General features: G+C 45.1%; 17 protein-coding genes. 7 read left to right on the forward strand and 10 right to left on the reverse strand.

The annotated features are described in order from the left end of the window. Positions 1 to 10 precede the first annotated feature (10 nt). From F3I09_RS20610 to F3I09_RS20620, 3 genes are all read right to left on the reverse strand, one after another. Positions 11 to 3,550, reverse strand: coding sequence for a hypothetical protein (locus F3I09_RS20610; protein WP_149696927.1), 3,540 nt, complete (start codon positions 3,548 to 3,550; stop codon positions 11 to 13). Between the two features lie 230 nt (positions 3,551 to 3,780). Beyond that, a complete protein-coding gene (locus F3I09_RS20615; protein ID WP_149696928.1) occupies positions 3,781 to 4,506 on the reverse strand; it encodes a hypothetical protein in 726 nt (241 codons plus the stop codon). 47 nt (positions 4,507 to 4,553) lie between these two features. Beyond that, a complete protein-coding gene (locus F3I09_RS20620) occupies positions 4,554 to 5,276 on the reverse strand; it encodes a hypothetical protein (protein ID WP_149696929.1) in 723 nt (240 codons plus the stop codon). A 537-nt stretch (positions 5,277 to 5,813) separates the two neighbouring features. Between F3I09_RS20620 and F3I09_RS20625 the strand changes: the two genes are divergently transcribed. Both F3I09_RS20625 and F3I09_RS20630 read left to right on the forward strand, forming a co-directional pair. Beyond that, a complete protein-coding gene (locus tag F3I09_RS20625; protein WP_149696930.1) occupies positions 5,814 to 6,737 on the forward strand; it encodes an NmrA family NAD(P)-binding protein in 924 nt (307 codons plus the stop codon). A 195-nt stretch (positions 6,738 to 6,932) separates the two neighbouring features. Next, positions 6,933 to 8,147: an alginate lyase family protein gene (locus F3I09_RS20630; RefSeq protein ID WP_149696931.1), complete on the forward strand. Its 1,215-nt coding sequence runs from the start codon at positions 6,933 to 6,935 to the stop codon at positions 8,145 to 8,147. On the opposite strand, the gene F3I09_RS20635 is transcribed toward F3I09_RS20630, so the two are convergent. Further along, positions 8,144 to 9,775: a tetratricopeptide repeat protein gene (locus tag F3I09_RS20635; protein WP_223233319.1), complete on the reverse strand. Its 1,632-nt coding sequence runs from the start codon at positions 9,773 to 9,775 to the stop codon at positions 8,144 to 8,146. The two genes, F3I09_RS20630 and F3I09_RS20635, sit on opposite strands and share 4 nt — an antisense overlap. Before the next feature lie 484 nt (positions 9,776 to 10,259). On the opposite strand from F3I09_RS20635, the gene F3I09_RS20640 reads away from it, so the two are divergent. Together F3I09_RS20640 and F3I09_RS20645 are read left to right on the forward strand one after the other, a co-directional pair. Beyond that, complete coding sequence (locus F3I09_RS20640) at positions 10,260 to 11,648, forward strand: PQQ-dependent sugar dehydrogenase (RefSeq protein ID WP_149696933.1); 1,389 nt, start codon at positions 10,260 to 10,262, stop codon at positions 11,646 to 11,648. A 4-nt stretch (positions 11,649 to 11,652) separates the two neighbouring features. Continuing rightward, positions 11,653 to 12,153, forward strand: a complete 501-nt coding sequence (locus tag F3I09_RS20645) for an RICIN domain-containing protein (RefSeq protein ID WP_149696934.1) — start codon at positions 11,653 to 11,655, stop codon at positions 12,151 to 12,153. A 66-nt stretch (positions 12,154 to 12,219) separates the two neighbouring features. On the opposite strand, the gene F3I09_RS20650 is transcribed toward F3I09_RS20645, so the two are convergent. Both F3I09_RS20650 and F3I09_RS20655 read right to left on the reverse strand, forming a co-directional pair. Beyond that, positions 12,220 to 12,921, reverse strand: coding sequence for a hypothetical protein (locus F3I09_RS20650; RefSeq protein ID WP_149696935.1), 702 nt, complete (start codon positions 12,919 to 12,921; stop codon positions 12,220 to 12,222). Between the two features lie 2 nt (positions 12,922 to 12,923). Continuing rightward, positions 12,924 to 13,787, reverse strand: coding sequence for a hypothetical protein (locus F3I09_RS20655; protein WP_149696936.1), 864 nt, complete (start codon positions 13,785 to 13,787; stop codon positions 12,924 to 12,926). Positions 13,788 to 14,185: 398 nt separating this feature from the next. Here F3I09_RS20655 and F3I09_RS20660 point away from each other — a divergent pair, with 398 nt between their 5' ends. Together F3I09_RS20660 and F3I09_RS20665 are read left to right on the forward strand one after the other, a co-directional pair. Further along, entirely contained in the window at positions 14,186 to 15,208 is a 1,023-nt protein-coding gene (locus F3I09_RS20660; RefSeq protein WP_188133892.1) for a retropepsin-like aspartic protease, read from the forward strand. A gap of 438 nt (positions 15,209 to 15,646) precedes the next feature. Next, positions 15,647 to 16,897: a hypothetical protein gene (locus F3I09_RS20665; protein ID WP_149696938.1), complete on the forward strand. Its 1,251-nt coding sequence runs from the start codon at positions 15,647 to 15,649 to the stop codon at positions 16,895 to 16,897. A gap of 193 nt (positions 16,898 to 17,090) precedes the next feature. On the opposite strand, the gene F3I09_RS20670 is transcribed toward F3I09_RS20665, so the two are convergent. Further along, the gene (locus tag F3I09_RS20670; protein WP_149696939.1) at positions 17,091 to 18,371 is read right to left on the reverse strand and encodes an epoxide hydrolase family protein; all 1,281 of its coding nucleotides are present in this window, start codon (positions 18,369 to 18,371) and stop codon (positions 17,091 to 17,093) included. A 180-nt stretch (positions 18,372 to 18,551) separates the two neighbouring features. Here F3I09_RS20670 and F3I09_RS20675 point away from each other — a divergent pair, with 180 nt between their 5' ends. Then, positions 18,552 to 19,052, forward strand: a complete 501-nt coding sequence (locus tag F3I09_RS20675; protein ID WP_149696940.1) for a hypothetical protein — start codon at positions 18,552 to 18,554, stop codon at positions 19,050 to 19,052. Here F3I09_RS20675 and F3I09_RS20680 read toward each other — a convergent pair. From F3I09_RS20680 to F3I09_RS20690, 3 genes are read right to left on the reverse strand one after another with little or no spacing between them, the layout of a single operon-like run. After that, positions 18,974 to 19,816 (reverse strand): tetratricopeptide repeat protein, encoded by an 843-nt coding sequence (locus tag F3I09_RS20680; RefSeq protein WP_149696941.1) that lies wholly within the window; start codon positions 19,814 to 19,816, stop codon positions 18,974 to 18,976. The genes F3I09_RS20675 and F3I09_RS20680 overlap by 79 nt on opposite strands. Then, positions 19,813 to 20,385, reverse strand: a complete 573-nt coding sequence (locus tag F3I09_RS20685; RefSeq protein WP_149696942.1) for a hypothetical protein — start codon at positions 20,383 to 20,385, stop codon at positions 19,813 to 19,815. Before F3I09_RS20685 ends, F3I09_RS20680 begins: the two co-directional genes overlap by 4 nt. Before the next feature lie 12 nt (positions 20,386 to 20,397). Further along, positions 20,398 to 20,952: a hypothetical protein gene (locus F3I09_RS20690; protein WP_149696943.1), complete on the reverse strand. Its 555-nt coding sequence runs from the start codon at positions 20,950 to 20,952 to the stop codon at positions 20,398 to 20,400. Positions 20,953 to 21,145 lie beyond the last annotated feature (193 nt).

A 21,145-nucleotide genomic window follows, 5' to 3' on the forward strand; every position in this document is an offset into this window, starting at 1 on the left:
AGAACTTTTATTATACTGTTGCTGATGCGGTATCTTTTTTATACATCGCATACCATCCAAGACCACTTGCTTTACCGCCGGCATTGGGATTGCCAAAAAGGTAGAATAGTGTAGAGCCATTTGGTGGTACCTTCAGCATACCCAAAAATTGTAAAGCTATTTCTGTGAACATGAGCAGGAAGGACTTCTTTGAAGTATCATAAGCAAGCCGTATTTGCCCTATCGATAGTTTCATAACGCTTTGCAGACTGATAAGCTTTCCACCGCCACCTGCCCCTGGTAATGACAAACCAACAGATGCCTTATAGGTGTCTCCCTCGCTATCGGGCGACCATGCTACCAGCAGGTAGGAATCGAGACTTATCTTTCCGGCGAGTTCGCCCGGCGTACCCATATTCAGCTTGAAACGCAGACCATACCAGCTGTCGGGGCTTACATCATTTAAGGCCAGGTCGGGTATTGCGGTCAGGTAGCCTTTATCAGATAAAGTAGTAAGCGGTGCGGCAATGACAAGCCCCTGCAGGTCCAGTGCAAAGTTGAGATAGATGCTGTTATCTCTTGGTGTACTATGACTGGTATCAAAGCTGATCTGTGTAGCATCGAGGGCCATTACTTTTGCCGAAGGATCAGACGCTGCGAAGGTCATTGATATGCCGAGATTATTGAACTTGAGTCCCTTATTGGGTTCATCCAAAAGTTTTTTGCCATCGGTATTAGGGTCAGGCTCATTACCGAAGGAGAAGATATCAAATAAGGGCGTTGTTTCATCCCCGATAAGATAATAGTCAATAAAGCCGCTCAAGCCAAACCATGACTGTATATTCCCGTTTTTATCTGTATTGAGTGTACTGAGCAGTACGTTTGAAATCTGTATTTTATGAATGATGTTACTGTCAAAATAGAAGGTGTTATCACCCTGGCTGGAGAGGTTATACAAGGTCTGGTTGTCTGTTATCTGCAGGCTTCCCTTCAGCAATATATTGTGATAGACATTATCCGGACCCCCCATACCGGTTACAGGCATCTGCAGTAATTCTGTAATAGTGAGCTGGGCGAGGCTTTCAAAGCTCTGTACGGATGTATTCTCAAAAAGTACTTTCAGTGTGAGCAAACGGAAGTCGTAAGTAGTTGCGGTGACCGGTGCAATAGCAGTGTCTGAGCCGTCATCTGTGAAATCGGGATCTACATAGTAGATCAGGCCGAATATGGTGCTGGGCTTATCCAGTTTAGCATTTACGCCATCCTTCTTTACCGGGCTTATCTCCACTGCCAGGTGATGTGCATTGAATGCATCAGGATCTGTCACACCTGCCATGATGCCTGCAAGATTCTTTGGAAGATCGCTGATGTCCATACGTAAGAACAGGATGCCTGTCCAGTTCTCGTCCTGTGCAATGGTATTGAATTTCGCAAAGTACTTATTGTCGCCCTGCGCCATCGCTTGTTTAAAGTAGCTCTGCAGCCATTGCGAAAGTATTACCAGCTGATCATCGTCGGGTGGTGAGATGGTGCCGTCATCACTGGTATTGGTGGGTGAGGCAAAAAGATCTTTCTGTGTCCATTTGGAAGGATTGGCCAGGAGGCTGTTGGTGTCGTCTGCCGGATCATAAAGCTTTCCCTTTTTTGCCTTGATGATCATGACGTTCCTGTAGTCATTGTATTTATTCTGCTGACCAACATTAGCTGTCATTTGCCAGCTACCAATCCCCATTTTGTTTAGGAACGATGCCTGCTCGGGATCAGTGCCATTCAGTTCTCCGAGATATTCCGCATTGGCAACTACGAGCATCAGGTCGCCCGTTTGCAGTGCTTCTATCAGCTCATCCTTCGGCTTCACGAATTTGAGGAAATAGTCTGTGGCGTTATCCGTGTTCTGCCCCAGCAGTACTTCCTTCCACTGCATTTGCCCGCTGGAGGCGGATGTGGTGATCGTTGCAAGCAGCCCTGAAGGAGTCGTAGACGTTTGCGTTGACCCGTCTTCCAGGGTGCTGTTGGCGGACAGCAAAGATTTGGAAGTAGAGCGCTTCCCTACATTTTTTCTCCGTGTAGGGCTTAATACCTGTGCTTCGAAGGTGTTGATCTGTTCCTGCGAAAAAGAATTGATACCATCACCGGCTGTTACCCCGTAATAAGGTACGATAGGGAAGGTTACAACATCATCTGCTTCATACTTGAAGCCGGGAACAGTATGGCCGAAGAGGTCTGTGTATTGTGGTGCGACAATTCCATCGCTGCCAAACAGCGCAGATCCTTTTGGCTGTGCGATATAGTAAATAGTATTGCCCGCGCCGGCAACGAATGTAGCCCATGCAGATGAATAGGTGTTGTCAAGTAGTGGTGCGTTGGGGTCCTGCGGCGTTTTCACCGGCGATGCTGTCTCAAACGGGAATTTAGGTGCATAGGCAGGCTGATTGGAGAGGAAGCGGAATTTATCGCCGTTGGTAGTATCTGTTTTAGGTGTGACGCTGAAAAATTCAGTACCCTGGAGGCCGCCTATCAGGTATTGCGGAGCTGCTGTAGCTGTGGGTATCTGTATGGTAAAGTCTCCTTCCGGAGTCACTAAAAATCTTTGTGTGGAGGAGGAAGTATATTCGCCTTCGGCAAATACCAACCTGGCCGGTAAGGTGTTTGCGCCTGATACTTCCGGCAGCAGGTTGATGGCAGCGCCGAAAACTGTTCTGAAGAAAGACGCCAGTATGGTAGGTAAGCCATCGGTATTGGTGCCGGTAAAGTTAAACCAGGTACGTCTGCTGGCATAGCTGCCGCTGATGGTGCAAGTGCCGGTACTGCAGGGGTCGTACACTGTATTGAAAACATCAGAGGGATCAATACTGGTAGCAAAACTTATAAAATCTGCAGGGCCTGTTGTTGTATCTGCCAACGGTAGCCATTCAGAAGTGGCATTACGGTATGCCGCCTGTATGGGACATAAGGTCTGGAAGCCCCATTGAAAGTTGTTGTATAAGGACAGCCGTTGTATGCTGATAGAAAATTGGATAGTGCCCCTGAGCGATCCTGTGAATGCAATGGTACCTGTATTCGGGTTGCGCGTCTGTGGGGCAGACGGACCAGAGAATCCGATAGTGTAATTGTATAAGGAACCGTCGAGCAGAAGGGTAGTGTCATCCTGCCAGCTAAGTGCCATACCACTGCCTACAGTGAGTGAGAGACTGGATGTAAGCGTTGCCAACAAGCCGCTATTGACGGCAGTACCATCACTACTGATGCCCATCAGGGGAGCCGTACTGGCGTTGATATTGACATTATCCTGCAGCCACATAAAGGCGCGGGACGCACCAGCTCTGTTCAATACATTGTATATACTGTTGACGAATATATTGGCACTATCTACGCTGTTAATAACAGGCGGTAGCGCTGCAAATACAAAGGTGCCCGAATACGTTGTACTGGCCAGTGCTTCCTTCAATCCTATTGTATCAACTCCGGGCGTGATGCCGGCCGGTATTACAAATGCAATGAAGCCAACATCGCCGGGATTAGTTTCTGCGATGTATAACTGGTCGATAAATTGTTTATTGAAGAAAGCCATGACGCGGAAATTTCATGTGATGAAGAAGATATGACAGGCAACAAACATCCTCCGGACACAAGGCCCGTAAAAGTTTATTTGACTTGCAGATACATGACACTATCATCCCTGCTGAGGAAGCAGGGTATAACAACATATTACCGGCACCGTTTTCCAGCGGCATACCGGCAATACTTATAAACCAGGTCCCGCACTACCTACGCAGTACGGGTCCTGGGATCAGTAAGTAATTAATTGGTAAAACTAGCGGAGCAGGCCAGTGCGCGCTGTGTGCAACCACCACCTGATTTGTATCCGCTCATGAAAAGTCCGATGGTGTATGTAAGACCTCTACCGATGCTTGCATTATTGAATGCAACTCTGCCGGAGGAGAAATCCAATGAGATCGGAGTGAAATACTGAGGCGCAACGGTGTAGAAAGAAGGGTTTGCACCTCTCCATAATCCAGCCCAGGCGCCATTGCTTAATGGCAAAATGCCGTCTGGTAAGTCAAACTGGAAAGAAACAGAAGTAGTGCCGATGTTGATGCTGGAAATGGTAGGGGTAGATATTACGCCCGGGCCACCTTCAGATTGTTTTGGAATGGATGCGGTGGCACATATGTTACCATACTTCTGGACGTTGCCGCCACCTGTAAGAACCGGGCCTGCAGAATACCCGATGATGTAGCTGTTGCTGTTTATATTAAGACCTGTAAATGCTGCACTACCGGAAGGGGTGTTGGTCTGTATATAAAAGATGGGTTGGAGGGGCTCCGTATTCCAGGGAACGGAGTTAGGGTTTTGCCAGATGGCAAGGAAGTTGCCATAAGTGTTGGGCTGATTGCCGGGCATCGTTTCATAATCTACATCAATTTCATCCGCAGATACATTGGAGATGGTGAGTGTTGTAGTTTGCGCATTCTCTGTTGGAACGGCTGTAAGTACTTTCGGCGCTGCCAGATTTTGTGTTTCCATTTGTAAGAGGTGTTATTGGTTAATTAAAAAGAAGAAATGACCTTATACTAAATACCCGCGAGGAAGTCGGCAGTGTTGAAGTTGAGTATGGCTGCCGCCATGGTACGTTCTTTCCCCATAAAGTAGATAAGGGTATAGTTTGTATTAACTTCCAGTTGTATGTTGGGCATATTGGCTGTGCCTTCGCTTGCATTGCTGTTGATTATAACAGTTGCCAGTGGCGTGTCAGCATTATAAGGAGAGGCATACCCTTTCCACAGTCCGATCCAGTTGTTGTATTGCTGCGGCAGGTAACCTGCGAGTGTCTGATAATGAATAGAAAGCATGTCTGCGCCTACGTAATTCAGGCTGATGCTTACCTGTGTTGGTGCTGCGAGGAGGCCACCGGCAGCTATGAGGCTGCTGCAACAGATATTGCTTATTTCAGGCCCTACAGCATATCCTACTATATATGCGGCCCTTGTTATGGTGAGTCCGTTAAAAGTAACGCTACCTTGCTGGGAGTTTTGTGCGATCGGTACCATTGCCAGGGGTTGGGCCGTCCAGGGGATCACAGAATTTTCCCATATAGCAACAAAGTTTTTGTAAGTCGCCGGCTGATTGCCCGGTAGGCCTGAATAGGCTGCTACTACTGTCTCTCCATCAACATAAGTAACGGTTATAGAACAGAGATCAAGGCTCGCCGTGTCTAATCCAACCGCAAGCCGTTGATCAGCAGAAGATGTTTCTTCAGCAAGTCCGGTTCCCTGGCGTACTTCATCGTTTTTCATAGTACTTGTATTTATTTTGGTGTGAACAATATGGGGAATTACACTGGAAGGCCCCGTGGCCGCTAATTCAATTGTTTTTTAAGGTTATTTCGTTCCTGTATTTTTTTACTGTGGTCTGTTACACGTAGGGCCCGACATCTATACTGCTTTGTTATTATCAGGGTTTTCATTTGCGCTTCGTTGTATAGCAGGACCTGACAGGTACCAGCTATGTAATTATTCCTAACAAGGAAGTAAGTGGATAGTTCTGATATTTATACAATTAAGTATCATTACTCACAGGGATTTCTTCTTCATCTGCCCGGCATCTGCCCCTGTATGGGACCCATTTTATTATGCACTTCCAGGGGCCTGCAACATTTGCTGAAGATGATCGTTTTCATACATCTGCTGTTCCTCAACCTGGTTATAACTGGCAGTTACTGCCTATTCGCAATTAAAATTGCCCGGCTGAAGAACAATCTTGTCCGGTTGATAGGTTTTATTGTTGTCTTCCGGTCGAAACCGGCAATACCTTTACAACCATAATTGTAAAATATGACTACGAAATTAACACATAGCAAACCGATCCTGGTAACCGGCGCTGCCGGCGACATCGGTGCTATCGGTCGCCATCTCACTAAAATCCTGCTCGGCGCAGGGCATAAGGTACGTGCCCTTGTACGGCGGGAGGATGACCGTTCTGAGGATCTGCGCCGGCTCGGGGCAGAAGTTGTACTGGGCGATCTTACCGACCTGGCCTCAATGCATAGAGCCATCGAAGGCACTTCCCGCATTTACTTCGGAATGTCGCTCTCAGCCGCTTATCTCGAAGCAACAGTTAACGTTGCTGCAGTAGCGCGTTATCATGGTGTTGAAGCATTCGTTAATATGTCGCAGATGACAGTGACGCAGATGAGCATAACAGAAACCACTGACAGTCCGCAACACAAATTGCACTGGTTGGCAGAACAGGCGCTGACATGGTCGGGGCTGCCAGTTATTACCATACGCCCAACAGTGTTCCTGGAAAGTTTCTTCCTGCGCCTGGCAGCAGCTGGCATCAGAAGTAGCGATGAGTTAATATTACCATTGGGTGATAGCAAAACCTCGCCTATATCTGCTATTGATGTGGCGCATGCCGTTGCTGTGATCCTTGATGATCCCGCTCCGCATATTGGCCGGATTTACAATCTGACAGGGTATGAATCGGCAGATCTGAACCGTTATGCAAATATCTTTTCTCAGGCGTTGGGACGGACAATCCGGTATCGTGATGTGCCGCTTTCCGTGTGGACTGACAAACTGCTTGAGCTTGGAGTGCCATCGCACCTTGTTGGCCACCTCACGGCGATGGCGAAATTGCATGTGGAGGGACGGTATGATCGTATGACGGACGACCTGTTCAGATTGACCGGCAGGAAACCGATGAGTGTGTACGACTTCGTGAAATTGCATGCCGCTGAATTCACACAGGATTAATATTCACAGGAATAATAGAAGTCGAAGGCGCTCGCAAGGGTGCCTTTTTGCTTTGTAGTCAGATTTACAAGATAATTTCACGATCATCCATTAGTTTATTCCATTATATTTGTAGCTTCATTAACATACACGATATGCCATATACGAAAAAACCTGTTACCTGATCAGATATCTAAACCATAAACAGTTGAACCAATGAAAACCAATGTATTTACGCTCCTGTTCGCGCTGGGGCTGCTTGCTGCAGGATGTAAAAAAGACAAATCAGCAACCTACACTGCTCCGCTGGAACTGAAAGACCATGACACCGCCTTCGTTCATCCGGGATTATTGCATACTGATGCCGATTTTGCCCGTATGAAAACCAAAGTGGCTGCCAGTGCCGAACCCTGGCTATCCGGATGGAACAGATTAACGACCAATTCCCATGCTTCCCTTGATTATGTATCCAATCCGGTTTCGATTGTCTACCGCGGATATGATGGCGTAAACGCGGAGAACTATTCAAACCTGTTTCATGATATTGCAGCAGCATATGCAGATGCGCTTCGCTGGAAAGTTTCCGGAGATGAGGCCTATGCAAAGAAAGCAATTGCCATCATGAATGCCTGGTCATCTACTTTGAAAAGAATAAGTGGTACTAATGATTCTGTGCTTTGCGCAGGATTACAGGGCTATCAGTTTGCCAATGCCGGTGAGATCATGAGAAGCTACAAAGGATGGTCCGCATCAGATTTCGCCAGATTCCAGCATATGATGCTTGATATATTCTACCCGATCAATCATAGCTTCCTGACAAGAAAAGAAAGATGTATGGCCCATTTTTATGCTAACTGGGATCTTTGCAATATGTGTTCGGTGACAGCTATCGGTGTGCTTTGCGACGACCGTAGTATCTACAATGAGGGTATACAGTATTTTAAGTATGGTGCAGGTAATGGAAATATAAAAAATGCCGTTTACTATATTCATGAAAATGGATTGGGGCAATGGCAGGAAAGTGGCCGTGACCAGGGACATACTGTATTGGGAATAGGTTTGATGGGTGCCTTCTGCGAAATGACCTGGAACCAGGGAAATGACATGTATGGCTATGATGATAACCGTTTCCTGAAAGGAGCCGAATATGTTGCCAAATACAATCTGATGGAAGATGTGCCTTATACACCTTATACCAACTGTCTGGGCGTGAACCAGACGGTGATTGGTGAGGGCTCGAGGGGAAATATCCGGCCTGTATGGGAACTGGTATATAATCACTACGTTAAACGTAAAGGGCTCTCTGCCCCTTATACAGAACGTTTCGCTGCCCAGGTGAGACCTGAAGGCGGTGGAGGTAGTTATGGTAACACAAGCGGCGGATTCGACCAGCTTGGTTACGGGACATTAACCTGTACGATAGGAAATTAGTAATTGACGGACAACGTATATTTTGTTTTCAGAAACGCCTCTGCGGCAGCCAGCTCCGGCCGGTCTGCCCAGGGCGTATTACAGGAGGTGAGCAGTTGCTGGTAATAGGTACCAGCCTTTGCTATATTGCCTGCTCTTTCTGCGGCAAGCCCTGCGCCATATAATCCATTGAACCGTTTTGGGTGGTCCCGCAGATTGATTTCATAGGCGTTCAATGCCTCGGCCGGCTTATTCATAGCCATCAGCAGATCGCCCAGTAGTTCAATGGCGGGACCCACTTCTCCCGGTGTGACGGGTGGTTTAGGAGTGATGTCTTCTATGGCAACAGCTTCATTCATCCTTTGCAGGGCCTCCTCGTTTTTCCCTTCTTTAAACAACATCCAGGCTGCTGATGCTTTCACCTGTACCAGCACCTGATTGGCTTTATAGACATCCTGTTTCTGTACAAGTGTATCGTGCAGCTGGTTCAGAATAATAAACTCAGCATGTGCAATATCCGGTTGATTAAGGTGAATGGCGCTCAGTAATCGCGTGAAATGAATGATGGCTTTTTCCCAGGGATATTTTTCCCATGTCACACCGGCAATTGTCTGCGGCTGCAGGGTCACTGCTTCAGACCACATCCGGTTTTCAAATAAATAGCGGGAAGGGATAGCCGCAAAGGAATATACAACCTTGGGGCCTACGGGATAGACCTCCCGGATGGTTTTAAGATAATCCCATTGTTCTTTAGCATGTTTGTTGTCGCCCTTTTGCAGATAGGAGTAAACGAGATAGTCCATACTATGCAGTTCTTCATCCCAGTGGCCCTTTATTCCGGCACCTTCTGCGTAACACTTTGCTGCGGATGCTGCTATTATATTGGATCGTATACTTTCATCCCAAAGTCCCAGCCGCACAAAAATATGAGACGGCATATGCTGGGCATGCGCTGAAGATGGTGCAACGGCAGCATATTTTTTTGCCGCCGGCAGCGCCATAGCTGCCAGGGCAGGATAATCGTAGCTGTGGATGATATAATGGATCACACCCGGATGATTGGGTTGACTGGCCCAAAGTGAGTTCAGGATATAACCAGCTTTTTTTTGTTTCGTGTAATTTTTGTCTGCGGGATCAGCAGCCCCATCCAGCGCCAGCGCATAAAGTGCCGCCGCATCTTTATCATCAGGATAGGTCAGGTGGAGTCTTTCCATTGCTTTCTCAAAATTAATGCAGCGGTCGCGGTGAGTGGTTTTCCCCGGATCTTTATAAAATTCAGCTATGGCGTTGATGTAGGCCGCCTCCCTTATCGACTTGGGGAGGGATTGCGCGATTGAGACTGCTTTGCGGCCCTTTTCGAACTCTTCTTTGCCGGGCGGCGCCCATAGTGGGTGAAAATTGCTCATGGCTATACCCCAGTAGGCCATGGCGCAGGTAGGCTCCTTACGGATGATGGCGGCAAAGGCTTTTTCGGACTCGTCGTATTCAAACGAATGAAGCAGGGCCAAAGCCAGGTTAAAATCTTTCCTGACCTTATCGGAACATGATGTTTCGAATGAAACGGCGCCCAGTTGCTTATCGGTAGGGCCACATAGGATTGTTTTGCCCTGTTTCAGATTCATAGCGGCGATAGCCGCTTCTTCGGGCATTTTGGTATTTCTGCCAGAGCATCCAATAAGGAATAAGCAACATGGCACCCAATATAATATACATAACATTTTCATGCCTGATATTTGATGGGTAGAGGAGAACAATCCTATGTTAATTTAAGAATTCCCAGGCAATCTGCAATGCCCAGGTTAATAACCTTAGAAGAGATGATTATCTCTGATTGTTGTGATCCGGGAATTTTATTGCCGATACCTGTTAGCCCTCGTTAAGTATTGCATCCAACATTTCTATATTATGCGGCTTTAACCCAACAAGATAGCTTAAACGAAGGATGAGTTATTAAAGTATGCATATAGCAGTCGTGTATCGATTGCATTGATAGTGTTTGATGAATGTTCCAGGTGATGATTGGTGCAGCATTCCTCTATGAATCAGGTAGTGTAGCTTGCAGAATGATGAGTGGTAATGATATGTTTTAAAAATATCGCTAGGTTTATGTATCCCCAAAAAAATGCATGAGCCATGAGAGATATCCTGATATGCTGTCTGACAGGATTGAGCATCATTCCATCCTTGTCGTTTTTAAAAGAAAGTCATGATCCATCGCCTCCACCAGCCGGATTTATTGTTGATACTATCGTAAAGGATATGGTGGTGCCATGGGATATTAATTTTCTCCCCGACCAGTCCATGATCTTTACAGAGCGGCCGGGCCGGGTCCGGCTGTATCGTAACAGGCAATTGTTGTCAAAGACTGTGCTCACCCTTACCGATATAGAGGCGAAAGGGAAAATGGGACTGCTGGGGATGTGCCTGCACCCTGCTTTTAACAGTAATAAGTTTATCTATCTATCTTATAATTACAGGCGGGGAGACAATGCATTTCTTCGTGTTGCCAGGTATACATTTAACCGGGATTCCCTGACTGATCCCAAAGTCATTATTGAAAATATTCCCGCATCATTTAATCATACAGGCTCAAGATTGGTGTTTGGGCCAGATAAAAAATTATATATCACAACAGGCGATGCGGACCGCCCGATCCTTGCACAGGACCTAAAGGCATTGAATGGTAAAATATTGCGGTTAAATGAAGATGGCTCTATTCCTCCGGATAATCCTTTCTTTAAGAGCGATACTGCACGCAGGGAAATATGGACATATGGGCACCGCAATCCGCAGGGGCTTGCCTTTCAGCCCGGTACAGGTCTGTTATACGATTCTGAACACGGGCCGAACGACGGAGATGAAATTAATTTCATCGAGAAAGGAAAAAATTACGGATGGCCCATCATTCATCACCGTGAGCAGGCGGCAGATATGAATAGCCCCACGCTGGAATTCACTCCTTCCATTGGCCCTGCCAAGGCATTATTCTATACAGGAAATGCTTTTCCTGAATTAAAAGATCATTTGCTGGTGGGATGCATGCGTGGTGAGGCCATTCTCAATATCTCCTTTGCTCAGAATAAAATTGCCGGCCACGAGTTTCTTTTAAAAAATAAATACGGCCGTATCCGCGCACTGGCGCAGGGACCGGACGGATTTATCTACTTATCCACTTCAATGATCGATCCTCCTGAGAATGACGCACGACCCGGTAACGAACGTAGTTTCGATCTTATATTGAGGCTTAGACCATCCGCCGATACAAGGCAACTAGCTGACGCGAAAACGTCTAAAACTTTCAGGGAACTATGTGCGAACTGTCATGGAGAGAATTTGCCGGAATCTAAAATTGCTCAGGATCTCACTGACGATAAATGGATATATGGTGGCTCAAAAAATGAGATTATACACACTATAAGACATGGTGTGGTAAACAAAGGAATGCCTTCATGGGAGGGGGTGATAAATGATAACGAGATTGGCAAAATGGCCGATTATATTTTATCTTTCAATAACAAATGATCGCATGAAAAAGTACAAAGTTATTCTGGCTGTATGTTCAATTGTATTTACGGCCGCTACCGCTTCTGCGCAGATCAAAGAAAATAGTTATGCTATTGTAAATGTTGTCACCGGTAAGGTGTTGAGGATCAAGGACGCTAATGGTAGTGATGGCACTCCGATCGTTTCCTATTCTGCTGTCAATTGGAAATGTGTGACATGGGATTTTCAGCCAACCAAAGATGGTGCCTACAGACTGAAGAATCTATTTTCGGAAAAAACACTAGGGCCATCGCCTGATGGAAAGACACTGGAAGAACAGAGTATAGCAAATGGTTCGGAGGATCAGGTGTATGAATTTATTCCGGCGGGGAATGACACCTATTTTATTAAACAAAGGGGTAAAGGGTTATTTGTTACGCCTGCAGATGAAAATGGAACTGTTGATGAACCAGTGGTGTTGCAGGCGGGGAAGAATACGGATATTCAGAAGTGGAAGTTAAGGGAGCAGCATCCGACGATGTAGAAATGACACAGTTTTAAGCATAGAAAGACTGCTTAATGTACTTGATGCCGGGAAAAGATGGGAGCATTAGCCTGGCAGATTAGCCTCCCGTCTTTCCTTCACAATCACTGGGATGTATTTATTCTTTTTCATAGCGTCTTCCAATCCCAATCGGTGATACACAGATCCTCCTATGCCGGGAATAACCTCGCCCGCTTCTGTGACCTCATTATCTTCTGCAAAGTAAAAGAATTCAAACTTGTCACTAATAGATTTTGGAAACTCATTCTCAAGACTGGGAATTGCTTTCTCAAAGAGGACAGGAGATGCTATAAATATTTTTTTAGGATTAATCCTTTCGATCATGTATGTCAGATTGGTTCTGACAACGCAGGAAGTGTTTATTATTGACTTGCAGATAATAAGAATGTCCACATTTTCGAGTGACTCAACGTAGGTTTTGATTATCGGAGCAATCGCAAATGCGCTGTTCTCAAATGCGTTGGATCGGATATTCCAGAACACCGCCAGATTAATCTTGGCGACATGGCTCTCCAGACGATCTAAAATACCTTTCGAAAGCCAATCTGCATCTTCGGATGAACAGGCCAGTGTGATCCTGGTCTTGGCCGAGAGAGATTTGCTATTCCGAATAAAGTCCGATAGGGCGCCACCGAGTTGATAAAATGCGTCGGCATATCCCTGTGGCTGTGTTTTCTGGTCTACAAGCCTATCCAACAATAATTTTATCTCGTCTGAATTTTGTGCGTATTGGCTTAATTGGCGCATTCTTAAAGGATTATAGTTTCGAGGTCGGCAAAGGTAACCGGTCGTTTCGCAATAATCTCATGCTCAATATTACGAAATTCCTGAGAATTAATCATATGTGGTACTGATCCGCTGTCGGTCGTGCCATAATAATACACTAAATAGCCATGGAAGATCTGGTACCTGAAATTTGGAATTGCATTGAGAATCGCGACCAACTGAGGGGATAGCGCTAAGGGGATGGGAGATTTCAGAAACGACATACCCCCGATGGCATTGACCTCATTAAACAGGCTATCCAGAGAAACCTTTTTTCTGCCACTGGTTACCCAGGCGCCGACAAAATGTTTGACGAGTGCCTGCAGCTTATCTGTGTCCGGGAGAGCGCAGAGTGCAGCGGCAGCTTGCCTGAAGGCATTGCAATACGACACCTGGTTGTCAATTGTGGCACGCCAAGGGAAATGATATACGGTACAGACTTTACTCAAAGTATTTGGCAGGCTATATTTCATCGATTTGAATACCTTTCTTTTGGAAACAACTAATTCCAAGCGGAAGTCGATACCTTTTTTTATCAGACTGTTTTTTTGGTTGTGAAAGTCGAAGGATAAGGTACCCTGATTTGTTGGTCTACCCCAACTAAGTTTTTGAGAAGTCTTTAATTGGTAGCAGGTTTCTAACGGCTCTCCGGGTACCTGGTTCTGTACCCAAAAGTCATCAACATAGCCCTTGCCCTGGCTTGACACAATAATACTGCTTAAATGCGATCGGAACCTGGCAATCAGCTGCATTATCTTTAGACAGGCAAAAACAATTTCATAATCATTGCCCTTCTGGTTTATTGCCCCGCCTGAATGTTTCTTTTGTAGATAAGTACTTTTTGGCATCTATAAGGAAGTTAGCAAACGTCTATATGAAAAACGGTGCATAGTTAGTACTTTTTTATGGTATTTGTTGAAGCTATATTTCTTTTCTTATTTGATTCGATTGCATTAGTAATGAAAGCTTCCTGTAACAATTGATGGTATTGTCATGCGACTACTGAATAACATACTTAAAACTAGTGGAAACGAAGGCGTATCTTTGCAATTAAGCAAGGATACACCTTGTTAAGATTCAGCGAGATTTGATTATGTTTGGCATATATAGATAGAGACTACTAGCTAATACAGTTGTCTTTTATAATATTTACTGATGGTTTCCGGAGTAAAAAATGTTTATGTGTTTATTCGAAGCTCAGCTGATTTTTTCCTGTTTTAAAGGTATATACTATCTTTGCGTATCCATGCGTAATTTATTACTACTGATATTTTTATCCCTATCATTTACCGCGTACAGCCAGCCAGTCCCCAAGGATGACTTCATCAATACAAAGGAAGGAGTGCCACTCTTCGGCAAGAGGTTATTTATTACAAAATGCAGGGAGAAGATCAAAAGCGGGGAGGACAGCCAGGAGGCCCTGCAGGTTTGTGCCTGCAATGCACAGAAGCTGGATGCCCGTTTTACCTACAAGCAATATCGGGAAGCATGGAATGCTGCCGGCGACGAGTGGTTGGACTTCCTGATTGAACAGGATTCGGTGTTGAAAGCAGATATTCAAAAATGCTATCAAACAGCATGGAAGAGAAATGTTTTCTTTTCTGATGCGCAGGTGAAATCTGCAAAGGAAGGTATGAAGGAAAGCCTGAAGAAGAGTGTTAAGGATTCATTGGATGAGAAGAAGCTGGATGCATACTGCGATTGTGCTGTAAATGTCATGAAAGAGAGGAAGGTACCTGCTAAAAGAATGGATGAACTGGCTAATCCAAACTCTTTTCTGTATAATGAAATTGCTTATCGTTGTGGCGGTGTGCCAGTGAAGAGAGTGTCGGAAACCACAGGCTGGAAGCCTTCCCTGGCAGCAGATGTACATGGTGTATCGGATATTGATACCGTGAACATTATTACTGTTAATGCGATGACAAAGCTGAAGGTGAAAATCGGTTCTTTTGTGTATATCTGGTTGCTGGACAGTGGCGCAACAGATCTTCTGATCTCTGACTCGCTTGCAACGCAAATGATGGAACAGCAGCTTTTCAGTGAAAAAGATTTCCTGGGAAATGCTACTTACAATGTGGCGAATGGTAAGGAGGTGAATTGCAGGGTTTATAAGATCAACAATGTTCAGATTGGCAAATTTACTATTGATAATATCATGTTAGCCACCTCACCGGACGTTCAGGATTACCTGTTAGGGAAAAGTTTTCTCAATAAATTCAGCCGGTGGACTATCGATAACAGGAGAGAACTGTTGATCCTGGAGAAATAGAGAACAAAACTTATCGCCCCACTATTGGGGATTTTCTTCTTTTTTGTTTAGCGAACGCGTTAAATTAGTTAAGTGTAATCTGCAACGGAGGTTTCCCGTTGTATGCTGAGTTTCTGCTCAGATGGCGTATATTACAGCAGTTAATCATTCATTTCACTAACACCTATGCCACACGAAAACAGAAGTGTTGAAGCAGCTCATTCATCTTCTTCAGCAATACAAAACCAGGGTTCTTCAGGAGTATCCAGGCCAGCAGTTAGCCCGTTCCAAAGGGTTTCTGTAGAGAAGCAAAGTGATGATGAGAAACCTTTACAGGCAATGGAAATTAAGGCTTTTCACATGCCAGTGGAGAGTAATGTTACCCAGATGGCAATGCCAGATGTCCATCCATTTCAATTAGGATCAAATAGCGCGCAACCCTCATCTAAACAAGCAGAGATGAGTCATCCGCTGCTTTCAATTGGCGCTGTGAGGAATGGAAGTAGTAAGACTGTTCAGCGGTTCGCTGACGAAACGAATGCAGCGAGAAGGACTGCTGCAGAAGAAGTGTCGGATGAGGAGATGCAGCTTGATCATTCCATCTCGCAGGATACGATTAAAAAATTCGACAAAGTATTGAAAACGTTGGTGAGCCTGCCGGCAAATTTAAAACCTGCAGCCTTTAAAACATGTATGGATTTGTTAGGCGAAATTTACGCGGGACAGGGCATAACAGTTGAGGGGGTGAATGCGCTGCTGAACCTCCGGAACAATCTTACACCCAGTTACAGGGAAACTGTGGGAGATCCTGGTAATAACTTTGCTCCACAGGTTGAGGTAAGAGGGGCCATCGTATCACTTTCTCAGCAATCAGTGCATCTCGAAAGAATAGACAGGGCAATGCGGTCGCTGATCCGCCTGCAACCAATTATGTTTCAACTGCCTAACGTGGAGGAGGAACAGGCTGCTATTCCGCTGAGAGAGATCACATCCGATCTTACTGTTATATGCGAGTCCCTGGAATTTCTAAAGGGAGGGGAAAGTACGATACCTGCCTTTAACCCTGCTACCTGGTACAGTTATGGCGAGAAAATGGTAAAGAAAGTGCCTGCTGAATACCTTCCGGGAACTGATAGGAAAGTCGGTACTATAGGCTACAATAAAGAGTTAAGAAGCGTGCCTGTATCCGGAGTCGAGATTCAAACCCAGTTGCCACTTTCTTCCTATAAAATCAGTAAAGGAAAGAACGGTAAATCCAATCTGGCAATAGATCATCAAACTATGACTATTAACGTGGTAGTTCCAGGTAAAACCTGGAAACATATTTATCATCGTCATACCCTGAAAGGATTCGCAGGAGATGTAAAGGCTGTCAATACATTCTGGAAAGAGGACCCCAGGGAAGTCTTTTTTGAGTACTTTGACAATGTGCTGGCAGAGCTCATGCTGATTATCGATAGGCAAAAGGATCTCAAAAGCGAATTTGACAAATTGGAAGAGGATGGCATCTTTGAAGAGCCAATAAATAAAACAGGCACAAATTTTTTCTTTCAGGGAACTTATGTAGGTACAGCAGGTTATAATCTGGAAATTAACCTGGATTCATTTGCTCCAGAGAGTCCTGAATTCGCATATGCAATCTTACCTGAGGATCTTCCAGTCAACGAGCCGGAAGCTGAAGGCAATGCTCCTCAAGGCAATGCTCTTTAATCGGGTTGCGTTGACAAGGCCGGAGTTTGGGAAGTTATTTTTGCGGCGGATTAAATGCTGCATTTATCCGTCCCTGGCGGGTACCTGAAATTATGCGAATGAACTGGTGATACTGAGAAGTTACGATAGTCAATAAAATGGGACGTGACATAAAGCACGCCCCATTTTTATTGACTGTCGGTTCGTAATTTGCCTAGCGAAGTGATTTAAACGACGCACGCAGTTCATCTGTAAAGAGTTTGGGTTGTTCCCATGCGGCAAAGTGACCACCCACATTCAGTTTGTTATAGTGAATGAGTTTTGGATATGCCATTTCTGCCCAGTTTTTTGGAGCAGCATAGATTTCGTCAGGGAAGGCGCTTACGGCTACCGGAATGGTGACGTGACGGGGATCAAAGAAGCCTCCCTTTGCAGTTTGAAATGTTTCCCAATACAGGCGAGCAGAAGAGATACCGGTGTTTGTCAGCCAATATAATGTAATATTATCAAGGATATCATCCTTGGTAAGACCTTCTGATTGTCCATTGAAGACACGTGTAATGAGCTCATAACTGCGTGCATCATGGTCCAGTATCCAGCCTGCGAGGCCGATGGGTGAATCTGAAATTCCATAGAGCGTCTGCGGCCGAAGGCCCATCTCCTGAGCGTAGGCCAGTCCCTTCTTAAAGAAAAAGTCCAGCTGCTGATAGGCATTCTTTTCGTCGGCTGAAAGTCCAGCTGGCACAGGGCCGCCAGAGGCCAGCGCCTTTGTAATATTTGCCGGAACCGTAGCGGCCATGTTGGTGTGGATACCCAGTAATTCGGGAGGCGCCTGTAATGCCATGAGTTCGGAAATGGCGTTCCCCCAGTCTCCACCTTGTGCCACATACTTCTTATATCCAAGGCGTTTCATCAATTCTATCCATGCCTTCGCGATATGCGGAGGATCCCAGCCGGTCGCAGTTGGCTTGCCCGAAAAGCCATAGCCGGGAATAGATGGTATTACTACATCAAAAGCATCTTCAGCTTTTCCGCCATAAGCAGTAGGATCAGTGAGCGGACCAATGATCTTTAGCTGTTCGATGATGGAGCCCGGCCAGCCATGCGTAATAATGACGGGTAAAGCATTTTTATGTTTGGAACGGACATGAATGAAATGTATATCAACGCCGTCGATGTTGGTCACAAATTGTGGCAAGGCGTTCAGTTTCTGCTCTATTTTTCGCCAGTCATAGTCTGTTGCCCAGTATTGTGCAAGCGCCTTCATTGTTGCCAGCTGAACACCCTGCGATTCATCATTGACTATCTCCTTTTCAGGCCACTGAGTGGCTAAGATCCGGCGTTTAAGATCAACCAGTTTTTCTTCTGGTGCATGGAACTGGAAGGGCCGGATGCTTTCGTCTGTTGTGGTACCGGTTTGTGCATTAAGGAATGTGCTCTGCATCAGCAGACCGATTGCAACCATTGCAACTTTAAGTATTTTAATCTTTTTCATTAGTCAGTTTTTTAATGTTTTTGGAATCCGGGTGTAAAATTATTCCTGTTGGCAGCGTTTGACAATGAGGAAACAGGCAGGTGGACCAGGTTGTTCCCGAAGTGGCCAATTTGGGGCGGGAAATTTATATATGCTTAACCATTTGACTTATCTTTCATAAGCATATGATTTTTTATCTTTATGCGAAAAAGAATGGGACTTGACTTGATACACGCCAGACTTTCAATCAAAGATGAAAGCGCCCCCGAATTTTTTACCCTGGATGAATTCGACACTTGCCCTGGATTTATTGAACGTCATCAGCATTTAATGTCGGAGATAATAGATATGGATAGCATCTTCGCTATCTGTGTTTTTGCTGAGGAAGAACACAGGCAGGAATATGAGAATAGTTGGGGAAAGGAAGAGAATAAAGTTATTATTACTGGCAACGTTGATGATATGGGCGAAGAAATCTGTGAGATTGAAAGAATTTACGGATTAGAGAGTATGCATAAATTTATAAGAGATGGCAGTTTCTTTAGTTATAAAAAAAGCAGTGCGGTTCGTATACCCTGCCATATGATTGAATATGGAAACAGCTATACTAAAGAACCTGTTCTTTATTGGACAGAGATTGGATATTCAGCCAAAGCCTCATCTACATCTGAAGGATATACCGCATCCAGCATTTCGCAATAAATATCAGACATATGAAATCCTTCTTTATATAATCGGGCCGCTTTCTCGAAATGCTGTTTCGCCAGCTTGTGTTTTCCAAGGGCACGGTAAGCGATACCTTTATAATAGCTGGTCTCTACATAATGCCTGCACAATTTCTCCTGCTGATTAAGATCCGATAAAGCACCAACATAATCCTGCTGTCTTAATTTTAATACCGACCTGTGTAGAAAGTCGAAGAGGCCTATAAAGTCTTTCCCCTTTGTATAAAAAATACTATCGATGCCTTTGGAGAAATAAAGCGCCGCACTGGAATAATTCCCCAGCTCTCTTTCGCATAATGCCATTACGACATTTAAGCTGTAAGTGCCGTCACCTGTATGTTTGGACGCAAAGTGGGATAAGCTGTCGAACCGCTTCAGGTCTTCAAGAGCGCCTTCATAATCTCTCAGAAATTTGAATCTGCACCAGCCCCGTATATCTAGCGTCCTGGCGGGCTGCAAGGCAACCGCTTTATCTATGTATTTACGCCAGGTTACGAAATCGCCTCGTTTCAGATATGGGACACTTATCTCGCGCCAGGCATCTGCCATATCAGGGCATAAGCGGATGGCACTGTCAAGATATTCCTGGCTGCGGCGGGAGCCCTGTGGGAAGGTGCTGGATTGGTTACGTACTCTGCAGGCGAGATTGCAGAGAGAATCTGTATAGATATCACAATTTTCCTGGCCGCTGGAAGAAAAGCCAATAAGACAGAAGTATAGGAGCAGGTATGTTTTCTTCATGGGCTGATGCTTATTATTTTGCCATTCCTGATATGGAACGTGATGTATTGATAACTGTCATATACTTTCTCTTTATAAACCGCCGGCTGCCATCCGCTTAGCTGTTTTACCAGCTTAAGTAACTGTTGAGATAATGTTTCCTTGAAATGAATGGGCTGGTAATTGTTATCCATCTCAAAGAGGCGGAAGCGGCCGGTGTTCCCATTACAATTGATAATGAACCGGATGGTGAAATACCCGTTCTGATCCTGGAAGCTATCCTGCGTAATGAAATTATTAAGCAAGTATTGTATGATCTCCTTTTTATGGTCCTTATAGTAAGATGCTGTATTGTAGTATTGCAGCACCTGTTTTGGATTGCATACCACAAACCCTGGATCATCCTGCAGGCTATCAAAGGGGATATCACCTACATTTTCGGGGAAAGCCTGCCTTTGCGCAATAGCCGGCATGATCAGGCATAAAAGGATAAAGGATAGTATAATGCTTTTCAATTGATACATAGGAGGAATGATAAATAAACCGGAGGCGCAGAACCCTGCAAAACCTGGATGTTCAATAATTGACATGGTAGCCGGTTACTAATCGGCTTCGCCATATTGAGCACTGATAATGTCAAAGGCGGTCTGTAAGGTATCATTAGCTGCTGCCAGTAACCCCGGTTCAAGTCCGGAGATATCTTCAGTGAAGCTGAAAGATACTTCTTGTCCAGTGAATACTAAGTGTGCCATAACAACCCCACTTCCCCAGAAAAAGTCATAGATCAGGGCGACACCTTCTCCTTCAGCATCCATGTAAGGTGCAATACTTTTTAACCAGGCTAACATGGGCAAAATTTCTTCGTAGTTTTCGCTGAAGAATACAACGCAGAAAACCCATTCTTCATTGCCTTGCTCCATTTGCTCATCTTTCCCGATAGTGGCATCATTAGGAAATATTTCTAAGATGTCGCGGTTGATATCTTTTTCATAAAGATGGATCTCCGACAACGGTTCTGCATCGTACATGCCACGGCTATCCCACCATGCCGTCCAATTCTGATCAACAGTTGCTGCTACAGGTTTGTCCTGAAGAAATTGCTCCAGGTTATCCTTTGGGATTTTGATTTTTACGTATAAGGAATTGAGTTGTGACATTATAGGTCAGTATTATTAGGGAAATATTTCTTTTTGATGGCACATTTGGTGACGGTTAACAATACTGAGACGAGAGGAGTTATTTCTGGGCTCAGACGTACGTAGGGTCCCCTTTTTTCAAGCATTCACAGGGCTAAATCGGGAGTAAATATAAAACAAAAAGGGCTCAAATACGAGCCCTTTTTGTTTATTT

This window comes from Chitinophaga sp. CF418 (assembly GCF_900142925.1).
Taxonomy (GTDB): Bacteria; Bacteroidota; Bacteroidia; order Chitinophagales; family Chitinophagaceae; genus Chitinophaga.